Origin of the sequence: Nocardiopsis sp. NPDC049922 (assembly GCF_040660275.1) — a bacterium.
In the GTDB taxonomy this organism is placed as follows: Bacteria; Actinomycetota; Actinomycetes; order Streptosporangiales; family Streptosporangiaceae; genus Nocardiopsis.
Map to the genome: position 1 here is coordinate 561,336 of NZ_JBFAME010000002.1, position 10,366 is coordinate 571,701.

At 72.3% G+C, this 10,366-nt stretch carries 8 protein-coding genes and 1 tRNA gene; 6 read left to right on the plus strand and 3 right to left on the minus strand.

Features of this window, described 5'->3' with window-relative positions:
* Positions 1-25 precede the first annotated feature (25 nt).
* The 3 genes from AB0I72_RS06625 to AB0I72_RS06635 all read right to left on the minus strand — a co-directional run bounded on the left by AB0I72_RS06625 (position 26) and on the right by AB0I72_RS06635 (position 2,468).
* Complete coding sequence (locus AB0I72_RS06625; RefSeq protein ID WP_358563707.1) at positions 26-946, minus strand: 2-hydroxyacid dehydrogenase; 921 nt, start codon at positions 944-946, stop codon at positions 26-28.
* A 123-nt stretch (positions 947-1,069) separates the two neighbouring features.
* Positions 1,070-1,888 (minus strand): RNA methyltransferase, encoded by an 819-nt coding sequence (locus tag AB0I72_RS06630; protein ID WP_358563709.1) that lies wholly within the window; start codon positions 1,886-1,888, stop codon positions 1,070-1,072.
* A gap of 49 nt (positions 1,889-1,937) precedes the next feature.
* Entirely contained in the window at positions 1,938-2,468 is a 531-nt protein-coding gene (locus tag AB0I72_RS06635; RefSeq protein WP_358563710.1) for a hypothetical protein, read from the minus strand.
* 423 nt (positions 2,469-2,891) lie between these two features.
* On the opposite strand from AB0I72_RS06635, the gene AB0I72_RS06640 reads away from it, so the two are divergent.
* From AB0I72_RS06640 to AB0I72_RS06665, 6 genes are all read left to right on the plus strand, one after another.
* The gene (locus tag AB0I72_RS06640) at positions 2,892-4,628 is read left to right on the plus strand and encodes a substrate-binding domain-containing protein (protein WP_358563712.1); all 1,737 of its coding nucleotides are present in this window, start codon (positions 2,892-2,894) and stop codon (positions 4,626-4,628) included.
* 337 nt (positions 4,629-4,965) lie between these two features.
* The gene (locus AB0I72_RS06645) at positions 4,966-6,723 is read left to right on the plus strand and encodes a substrate-binding domain-containing protein (RefSeq protein ID WP_358563714.1); all 1,758 of its coding nucleotides are present in this window, start codon (positions 4,966-4,968) and stop codon (positions 6,721-6,723) included.
* A 225-nt stretch (positions 6,724-6,948) separates the two neighbouring features.
* Positions 6,949-7,584 (plus strand): hypothetical protein, encoded by a 636-nt coding sequence (locus AB0I72_RS06650; RefSeq protein WP_358563716.1) that lies wholly within the window; start codon positions 6,949-6,951, stop codon positions 7,582-7,584.
* Positions 7,585-7,638: 54 nt separating this feature from the next.
* Positions 7,639-9,417 (plus strand): hypothetical protein, encoded by a 1,779-nt coding sequence (locus tag AB0I72_RS06655; protein ID WP_358563718.1) that lies wholly within the window; start codon positions 7,639-7,641, stop codon positions 9,415-9,417.
* Positions 9,418-9,501: 84 nt separating this feature from the next.
* Positions 9,502-10,152, plus strand: a complete 651-nt coding sequence (gene orn, locus AB0I72_RS06660) for an oligoribonuclease (RefSeq protein ID WP_358563720.1) — start codon at positions 9,502-9,504, stop codon at positions 10,150-10,152.
* A gap of 67 nt (positions 10,153-10,219) precedes the next feature.
* Positions 10,220-10,295, plus strand: a tRNA-His gene (locus AB0I72_RS06665).
* Positions 10,296-10,366: the final 71 nt, after the last annotated feature.

Sequence of the window (10,366 nt, forward strand, 5' to 3'; positions counted from 1 at the left end):
CGACAATGACCCCATACCGGGAGGATCAGCGCGCCGGGCGGACGATGTTCGCGAGCGGCTCGCCCTTGGCCCAGCGGGCCAGCTGCTGGTCCAGGAAGGCACGCGCGCGGGGGTAGAAGGCGGACGACCCGCCCGCGACGTGCGGTGTGAGGAAGACACCCGGCGCGTCCCACAGCGGGTGGTCGGCCGGGAGCGGTTCCGGGTCGGTGACGTCCAGAGCGGCCCGCACACGGCCGTTCTGCGCCAGCAGGGCCCCGGTGTCGAGCACCGGGCCGCGCCCCACGTTGACCACGAGCGCGTCGTCCCGCAGGAGGGCGAACTCCCGTGCGCCGAACAGGCCGCGCGTGCGCTCGGTGAGCGGCGTGACGAGAACGACGACGTCCACACCGGGCAGCAGGGCGTGCAGTGCGTCGACGCCGTGCACGTCCTCGTCGGGACGGGCACGGCTGGCCACCCGGACGACCTCGGTCTCGAAGGGGAGCAGGCGGCTCTCCACCGCCTTCCCGATGCTGCCGTAGCCGATGATCATCACACGGGAGTCGGCCAGCGAGCGCTGCGGAACCGGCGCCCAGCGGTGGTCCCCCTGGTCGATCGCCCATCGGGGCAGGTCGCGCTGGGCCGCCAGGATCAGGGCGAGGGCGTGTTCGGCGGTGCTGGCGTCGTGCAGCCCACGCCCGTTGCACAGCGTCACGTGGTCCGGGACGAAGGGCAGGACGTGCTCGTACCCCGAGGACAGGAGCTGGACGACCTCCAGGGCGGGCATCCGCGCGATGATGTCCAGACGCGCGTCGGCGCCCTGGGTGGAGGGCGTGTACGGCACCTGGTAGAAGGCCACCTCCTCCAGGCCGGACTCCGGCGCCGCCCCTCCCGCGTACAGGTCCACACCCCGTGGATCGGGGGCGTTCGTCCGGTTCTGCTCCCACTGCACGAGTGCTCGGCCGCCCATGTGGCTGCTCCCTCCGCTCAGCTGCGGCGCGCCCCACGGAGTGGCGTGGGCGCACTCCTGGGAACACGCCGTGAGGTCCGTGTCAGGCGCCACCCTAGCCTGGCCCGCGCGGGTCCGATCGGGTCACCTCGGAGACCGCACCAGCTCGTAGCAGGCGATGGCGGCCGCGGCGGTGACGTTGAGCGAGTCCACGTCCCGGTCCGCCATCGGGATGTGCACGCGCGCCGTGGCCCGCTCGAGCCAGCGCGACGAGAGCCCGTCCCCCTCGGTCCCCAGGAGCAGCCCGACCCGGTCCGCGGGCTCCAGGGCGGCCATCGCGTCGCGCAGCGGCAGGGAGCCCTCCCCGGGGGTGAGGGCCATGAGGTGGAAACCGGCCTCCCGCAGCGTGTCCAGACCGCCGTACCAGTCGTCCAACCGCGTGTACGGAAGGGTGAGGACCGCGCCCATCGACACCTTGACGGACCGCCGGTACAGGGGGTCGGCGCAGCGCGGCGCCAGGACCACGGCGTCGACGCCCAGACCGGCGGCGCTGCGGAAGATGGCGCCCACGTTGGTGTGGTCCACCAGGTCCTCCAACACGACGATGGTGCGCGCCTTCGCCAGGACGTCGTCGAGGTCGGGCAGGGGACGGCGGTGGAAGGCGGCGAGCGCCCCCCTGTGCAGGTCGAACCCGACGAGCCGGTGGGCGGTGTCCTCACTGACCACGTAGAGCGGGGCGGCGCCGACGGCCACCACGTCGTCGAGCGCCTCGGCCCGCCGCTCGGTGAGCAGGAAGCTGCGGGGCTCGAACCCGGCGGAGGCCGCGCGACGGATCACCTTCTCGCCCTCGGCCATGAACAGCCCGTGCTCGGCCTCCAGGTGGCGGCGCAGGTTGACGTCACGCAGCCGGGTGTAGTCGGCCAGACGGGGGTCGGCGGGGTCGGTGATCCTGATGACGCTCATGGACACCATGATCCCAGCTCCCCGCGTTCGGGGGGCCGGTGGAACCGCCTCAGCCGAGCCGCTCGGTCAGGGGGCGCAGCCGCTGCCAGCGCGCCTCCTCGCAGGAGCCGGTCCGCGACAGCGTCGTCTCGATCTCCTGCCCCTCCCAGGTGCCCGCGATCGTGGCGTGCTGCGGGCCGTACACCTGGTCGGTGCACACCATTCCCTCACGCACCTCGGTGAACAGCCCCTCGGAGACCTCGTCCAGCCCCGCCGCGACCTGGGCCAGCGCGGAGCAGGCCTCGGGGTCCCCCTCCAGGTCTCCGGTGCAGTCGAGGGTGCGCACCCACGCGCGGTCGCGGTCGCTGACCTGGATGCGCAACTGTCCGACCGGGCCGGTCTCGACGGTCTGCTCGGTGTCCTCCGCGACCGGGCCGACCAGGTCCGGGGTCATGGCCGCGGTCGCCTGCACGTCCTCCGCGGGCAGCAGCGCCGGGCCCGCGAGCAGGGCGTAGGCCACCGCGCCCGCGCAGCAGGCGCCGGCGAGCAGGGCGGTGCCGAGCGTGCCTCGGTTCCGATGGTCTCGGTGCTTCTGGGACATGCCTTAACCCTCGGGGGTCGGTGGTCACACGGACGTCCGCGGCACGGATGCGGGAAGGGGGCCGCCGCGGGGTACGGGAGAGGCCCCAGCCTATCCGTGGGAGCGGAGTACTTCTGCGGAGAGCACGGTAACAAAGGGATCACCGTCGGCCGACCGGACGTCTCGCGTCGATGGTCGTCCCGTGGTCGGCGACCGACCTCTTTCGCACTCCTATTACCAACGAGTAAGGTCCTGATGAAGACAGGTTCGCCACATGTGGCTGGTCGTTCGTGACTCGTCCGGTGAGACGCCGCCCGCCCCACGATGGTTCGCACTCCTCACACGGGTGTCCCGGCGGCACGGCGCCGTGCCGAACCTCGACCCGCCGGGCGCACCGGCGCCCCCGTCGGAGAGCCGCGCCCTGACACTCCCCGGAGAAGCCCGTTGCCCAGTGGACGCCACCGATTCCCCGCGCCGACCGAGTCCACCGCCCGCAGGGCGGTCTGGTCTCCGCTGGGGTTCACCGTCATCGCCGTCGCGCTCATCGCCGTCGCCGCGATCGCGGTCCCGGTGGGGCTGGACGCGCTCGGCTGCGGCGACGTCCGGTACCTGCGCGTGTCCGCGACCCAGAGCATCGCTCCCGTCCTGCGCGAGGCGGCCACCGAGTTCAACGACCGCGAGCCCAGCTACGGGGACGACTGCGTGTACGCGCAGGTCGACGAGATCGCCCCGCACCGCATCATGTCCGCGCTGTCCGGCGGTCAGCGCGGTGACTCCACCATCGCCCCGCACGTGTGGGTGCCCGAGTCCTCCGTGTGGGTCGAGCTCGCGCGGGTCTCCGCGGGCGGCACGCACACCATCGAGACCGATCCGCCCTCGCTCGCCAGTTCGCCGGTGGTCCTGGCCGCACCCGTGGGCACCGAGGGGCTGCCGGAGCCCGGGGACGCCGGTTGGGAGCTCGTCCTTCCCGGCGAGCGCGAACCCGACCGCCCCCTGGTCATGGTCGACCCCAACCGCGGCGCCGACGGCATGACCGTCATGCACGCGGTCCGCCGCCTCCTGGGCACCGGTGACGACGCCGACACCGCGATGACCGACTTCGTCCGCGACGTCCAGCTCGACAGCGCGTTCGGCGAGATCGACCTGGCGACCTTCTTCACCGGTTCGCCCGCCGCCGACCAGCGCGTGGACCCGGTGATCGTGGTCCCCGAACAGGCGGTCGCGTCCTACAACGACGAACGCTCCGCCTCGGCTCCGGAGTTGGCGGCCCTCTACCCGGAGGAGGGCACGGTCAGCCTCGACTACCCGTACGTCACCGCCACCGACGACCCCGCGCTCCGGTCGGCCGCCGCCGACCTGTACGCGGTGCTGGGCGGGGAGGCGCACCGTACGCGCCTGCGCGACCTGGGCTTCCGTGACCCGCGGGGCAACGCCCCGCCCGTCCTGGCCGCGCAGCCCTGGGACGTCCCCGAGGATCCGGCGACACACGACGACCTGACCGGGGACGCCCTGCTCGCCTCCGTCACCGACTGGAACCGGCTGTCGATGCCGAGCCGCTCCCTGGTGCTGGCCGACACCTCCGCGAACATGGCCGCGGACCTCAACGGCGGGCCCAGTCGGATGGAGGTCGCCCAACAGGCCGCTCTGCTGGGGCTGTCCCTGTTCCCCGACGAGACCGACATGGGTCTGTGGCTGATGTCGGACGAGTACGGCGACCAGGGTCGCGACGAGGCCGCCGGGATGCGCCGGCTGGGCGACTCGGACGGAGAGAGAGACACCACGCGGCGCCAGGAGCTCATCGACGTCGCCGAGGGAATCGCGGTGCGCGGCGGGGAGTCCCGGCTGTACGACAACATCCTGGACGCCTACGACCTGGTGCGGGACGACTACCACGAGGACAAGATCAACAGCGTCATCCTGCTCACCGCCGGACGGGACGACGGTTCGAGCGAGATCTCGCACGCGGAGCTCGTCGCGGCGTTGCAGGACCGGTTCGACCCGGAGCGCCCGGTCAGCATGTTCATCATCGCCTTCGGTGCGCAGGCCGAGGAGGCGGAGCTGCGCCAGATCGCGGCCGCCACGAGCGGGTCCCTGTTCGTGACCGACGACCCCGACGAGATCGGAGACATCTTCCTGAGTTCGATCTCCCGGCGGTTGTGCGTTCCCAACTGCGACAACTGACCATCCGGCCCGCGTTCTGGTTCCGAACGGACGCGGACCGGTTGCGATTATGTATCGGATGGACTTTTCGGTCCGCCCGAACCCGGGCACACCAGCGCGTCCGATCCACCCGAATTCCCCCAGCCTGACCGGAACAGCGACCCCGATCACACCGAACACGCACCTCCGGGACCGAACCGGACCGCCCGAGACGGCCCGCCGCCCGACCTGACCGGTTGAGTACTGTTCCGACCAGTAACACCCGGTCGGTCCGGACACATCGGACACCGGGCGTGTGCGACCCGTACCAGTCGCCGACCCCGACCCCCGTCCGTACACCACCCCCGTGAGGAAAGCTGTGGGACGTCACCGCGGAAGATACGCAGAAGAGCCCGACCGTCGCCGGAACCGGCGCCGTCGCGGGCGCGGCGGAGCCTTCGCCGCCCTGGCCGCCGCACTGGTGATCGTGGTCGGCCTGGCCGTGGCGGGCGTGTACATGTTCGACCAGGCCGACGGCTGCCGTGGTTCGGACATCGAGCTCGACGTGGCGGTCAGCCCCGAACTCGCGCCCGCCCTGGACACCCTCACCACGGAGTTCAACGCCCAGGAGAACACCGTGGACGGGCGGTGCGTGACCGCCGAGATCCGCCAGGTCGACTCCGCCAACGTCGCCTTCGGCATCACCGGCGCGGGCGCGACCATGGGCGACACCGACTCCGACGTGTGGATCCCGGACTCCTCCGTGTGGCCGCGGCTGGTGCGGAACCAGTCCGGCGACGCCGTCATCACCGAGACCGGAACGTCGGTCGCCCGCTCCCCGCTCGTCATCGCCGAACTCGCCGAACTCACGGACGGCGAGGCCGAACGCAGTTGGACGGACGTCGTCCCCACCACCGCCCCCGGCGAGCAGGCCGAGCGGACCGTCCGCATCGTCGACCCGGCGCGCAGCTCCACCGGACTGGGCACCCTCTACCTGCTGAGCGGAGCGCTGGAGGAGGCCAGCGCGGACGAGAACGCCTACAACGCGAGCATGACCGCGGCCCTCCAGGCGCTGCACCAGGGCGCCTCGCCCGACGAGGACGCGGCCTTCCTCGCCCTCAGCGGCGGCACCGAGGAGGCCCCGCCGGTGATGGTCATGTCCGAGCAGGCCGTGTGGCGCTACAACGCCGCCCACCAGGACGCCAGCGCCCAGGCCAGCTACCTGGAGGGCGGGACCTACTACCTCGACTACCCCTACGTGGTGCGCAGCGAGGAGAGCGACATCACCCGCGCCGCCGAGGTGTTCCGCAACGCCGTGCGTTCCGACGAGGCCCGGTCCACCCTGCTCGCCCAGGGCTTCCGCGGCCCCGAGGGGGAGATCGACGCCTCCGTGCTCACCGAGGACGTCGGCTTCCGCGCGCGGGCCCCGCAGGAACTGCCGACGCCGCCCGAGGGGTCGGTCACCGAGCTGACCCGCACCTGGAACCAGCTGAAGATGGACTCCCGGGTGCTCACCATCGTGGACGTCTCGGGCTCCATGCTCGCCGAGGTGCCCGGAACCGGGATGACCCGCATGCGGGTGACCAGCGCCGCGGCCACCGAGGGACTCCAGATGTTCACGCCCACCTCGGAACTGGGGCTGTGGCAGTTCTCCACCAACGTCAACAACGACCTCCACTACGCGGAGCTGGCGCCCGTTCGGGAACTCCAGGCGACCGACGAGCAGGGCACCGCCCAGCGCGACGTGCTGGCCACCGCGCTGGCGGGGCTGACGCCGCTTCCGCAGGGGGACACGGCGCTGTACGAGACCTACCTCGCCGCCTACCAGGAGATGTCGCGCACCTACCGGCCCGACCGGACCAACGTCATCCTCATGCTCACGGACGGGGACAACGACAACCCGGGCGGGCTGGAGCTGGACGATCTGCTGTCCCAGATCGAGGGCATGTCGAGCCCGTCGCGCCCGATCCCGATCATCACCATCGCCTTCGGACCCGACGTGCAGAACCTGGAGCCGCTCCAGCGGATCGCGGCCGCCACGGGCGGGGCCGCCTACATGACGGAGGACCCGACCGAGATCGGGGAGATCTTCCTCCAGGCGTTCTCGCTGCGCATCACGGAGGGCGAGGAGGAGTAGCCGCCTCCACGCGGGGGCGGTCGGCGTCGCACCGCCGCCCCCGCGTGGCCGCGGGCCCCCGCCCCAACCGGTTCCGGGAACCAGAAGGTGACATGACCCTGTCCGCGCGGACAGAGGCTATGGACTTCTCGGTCGACTTGGCGTACTCAGTGGAGGACCAGGCCCGACCGGGAGCCGACCGGTCGCGCGGTGGCCGGACGCATGACGACCGGATGGGGAACTGCCATGTTCGACGCGTGGATGCCCGGTGCCGAACGGATCGACGGAGGCCACGCCCTGGGACCCTCGGGGATGGGCGCACCCCGCGCGGTGTGGACGGTGACCGGATCCGGCCCCGACGTGTGGTCGGCCAAGGAGGAGGCGCGGCGGCTGGTCGAGGAGGGCCGTTCGGTGCACCTGGTGTGGAACCCTCTGACGGGCGAGGTCGTGCAGTCGTTGGCCGCCACCCGCCGCAGCCGGATGCCGTTGGGGCGCACCTACCGGTACGCGCTCCACGTCGACCACGGCAACGAGGGTCGCGTGTGCCTGGCGGTGGCGGTGGTCTCCCGTGCGGAGGAACCCTTCACGAGCGGGCCGATGCTCGGCCTGTCGCCGATCCTGGAGTGGTTGGACTCCTGGGACGTTCCGCGCCGGTGGCCCGCGGGCCCTCCGGGACACGGAGGGGCCCCGGCCGAGGAACTGGCGCGCGCGTGGTCGCGGGGCGGACACTTCAGCCACGACCAGGTGCCCGGCTCACCGTCCCAGGGCCCGGGGCCGCTGGACGGCGCGCGGTTGTTCTCCGCGCCCGCCGATCCCGGCGTGCCCGCACCGCCCGAACCACGACCGCCCGCGCAGCAGCCGACGGCCGTCTCCCGAGGGTGACGAACAGGACGCCAGTGGTCTCTCCCGACGCTACGACCCCTTAGTCTGTCGGCCATGGGTGGAACAATCGAGCCGGGTTGGTACGCGGATCCGCACGGCGACGCGCAGACGCTCAGATGGTGGGACGGCGACGCGTGGACGCGGCACACGCGTTCGCTGAGCGAACTCCAGGGCGAGGCCGAGACGTCGGACAGGGGAGAGACCGCCACCGGCGACGAGGGGACCGTCCGGCTGGGCCCGTCCACCGCGTCCTCGCCGGTGGACGACGAGCCCAGCACGATGCGGATCGATCCGTCCTGGGTGCACGGCGCCACCCCCGCCCCCGTGGACGACGAACCCAGCACCATGCGCATCGACCCCTCGTGGGTCCAGTCCGCCACCGCCCCCGAGGACGAGCTCCCGACCGCGGACCTGAGCGGAGTCGGCGCGACCATGCGCGTGGACCCGGCCGACCTGCCCCGTCCGCCCGTGGACGACGAACTCCCGACCGCCGACCTGTCCGAGGACGAGGTCCCCACCTCGAACATCACCGACGCGATCGGCGAGGCCCCGGGCACGATGGTGCTCGACCCCCAGCGGATCGACGACACCCCGCGCACCGCCGTGTTCAACCCGGACGAGATCGCCCAGGCGCCCCGCACGGACGCGGAGGCGCCGCGCACGGCGGTCTTCGACCCGAACGACCCGATGTTCTCCGGCGCGGTGGACGAGACCGACCCGGCCTCCGACCACAAGGGCGGCCGGTTCAACCGTTTCCTCGGCAGCCTCAAGGAGGGCTGGGCCGACCTCAGCGAGGAGCGCCGCGAGCAGCGCCGCAAACAGGAGGAAGCGGAGCGCGCCCATAAGGAGGCCGAGGCCAGGAAGCGGGCCGAGGAGGCCGCCCAGCGCCAGGCCGCGGCCCCGGCCGCCGAAGCTCCCCAGCAGGAGGGCCAGGGCGCCCCGCAGCAGCCCGCCGAGCAGCCGCGCTCCGAGGAACCCCCGGGCCCCCAGCAGCCCGACCAGAACCAGCCGTCCGGACCGCAACGGCCCCACCCGAACCAGCCCTCGGGCCCCGAACCGACGTACCAGAACCAACCGTCCGGTCCCCAGCAGGCGTACCCGCCCCACCCCGGCCAGCCTTCGGGTCCGCAACCGGCCTACCCTCCGGCCGCGCCCCAGCAGCATCCGGGCTACCCCCCGCAGCACGGGTACCAGCAGCAGGCTCCGAGCGCGCCGCAGCAGCCCTACCCCGGCCCCCAGCAGGGACGCGGCGCCCCGCCGCCCTACGGCCCACCGCAGGGCGGCTACCCCCAGCCCGGTCCGTATCAACAGGGCTACCCCCAGTACCAGCAGCCCAACGCTCCCCGCCCCGGCGCGTACAACGCCCCGCCCGGATACCCGCCGCCCGCGCCCCCGAACACCCCGGGGCGCCCGCCGCAGGGGCCGCCCGTCCCGCCACCGCACCAGGCGAACCGTCCTCCCCGGGGGCGCCCGCACCAGGGCTACCCCCAGCAGGCGCCGCCGCCCTACCCACCGCCCGCGCCCGGACAGCCCCCCATGGCCGGTCCGCCGCCCCAGGGTGCGCCCGGCGGGCAGCCCGGCAACGCCCCCCGCCGTCCGCGGTGGGGTCGGCGCAAGAGGTCGGGGGGAGGCGGTCAGCAGCCGCCGCAGCGCCCCCACCCTCCGCCCCAGGCGAGGCAGAAGAAAAAGGGCGGCTGCGGGTGCGGCTGCACCACATTCCTCCTGATCCTCGCTGCCCTCGGCGTCCTCGCCTACCTCCAACTGGGGGGCGTGTACGACTGGATGTACCAGATCTTCGCCGTCGGCTTCCCAGGCCAGTTCGTCTGGTTCTGAAGGACGCCAGGGGCGGTCGAACCACCCGGGTCCGGCCGCCCTTCGCCATCCCCGGCACTCCCGACACGGCCTAAGCTGGCCGTTATGAACGACTGTCTGGTGTGGATCGACTGCGAGATGACGGGGCTCGACCTCGAGAGCGACGCGCTGATCGAGGTGGCGTGCCTGGTCACGGATGGCGAGTTGAACATCCTCGACGAGGGTGTGGACGTCGTCGTCAAACCCCCGCAGGCCGCGCTGGACCAGATGGGCGACTTCGTCCGGGACATGCACACCACCTCGGGCCTCCTGGCGGAGCTGGACAAGGGCGTGTCCCTCGAGGAGGCCGAGAACCGGGTCCTCGAACACATCCGCCGCTACGTGACGGAGCCGCGCAAGGCCCCGCTCTGCGGCAACTCGATCGCGACGGACCGCACCTTCCTGGCCCGTGACATGAAACGCATCGACGACTTCCTGCACTACCGGATGGTCGACGTGTCCTCCATCAAGGAGCTGCTGCGGCGCTGGTACCCGCGCGTGTACTACGCGAGCCCGGAGAAGAACGGCGGCCACAGGGCCCTCGCCGACATCACCGAGAGCATCCGTGAGCTGCGCTACTACCGCGCGGCCGCGTTCGTGCCCGAGCCGGGCCCCAGTTCCGAGACGGCGCGCGCCATCGCAGCCGACGTGGCGGCCGGCGGCACCGGCGTGTCCGCCCGTGAGGCCGCGGCGGAACGGCGAAACGCCGAAAACTGATCGAAGCAGTGCTCAGAGTCCGCTAAGATTCTGGATGTACGCAGGGCCGCGAGGCCGGGCGGACATGGTGGGTGTAGCTCAGCCGGTAGAGCACTTGGTTGTGGTCCAAGAAGTCGCGGGTTCAAGTCCCGTCACTCACCCCAGAGCCGACAAGGCCCTGACCAGCGCAAACGCGCAGCGGTCAGGGCCTTTCGCGTTGTCGGGGGTGCACCAG

Coding starts and splice junctions, on each gene's coding strand:
- AB0I72_RS06625 (WP_358563707.1), bottom strand. CDS start 946: ATGGGCGGCCGAGCACTCGTGCAGTGGGAGCAGAACCGGACGAACGCC.
- AB0I72_RS06630 (WP_358563709.1), bottom strand. CDS start 1,888: ATGAGCGTCATCAGGATCACCGACCCCGCCGACCCCCGTCTGGCCGAC.
- AB0I72_RS06635 (WP_358563710.1), bottom strand. CDS start 2,468: ATGTCCCAGAAGCACCGAGACCATCGGAACCGAGGCACGCTCGGCACC.
- AB0I72_RS06650 (WP_358563716.1), top strand. CDS start 6,949: ATGTTCGACGCGTGGATGCCCGGTGCCGAACGGATCGACGGAGGCCAC.
- AB0I72_RS06655 (WP_358563718.1), top strand. CDS start 7,639: ATGGGTGGAACAATCGAGCCGGGTTGGTACGCGGATCCGCACGGCGAC.
- orn (WP_358563720.1), top strand. CDS start 9,502: ATGAACGACTGTCTGGTGTGGATCGACTGCGAGATGACGGGGCTCGAC.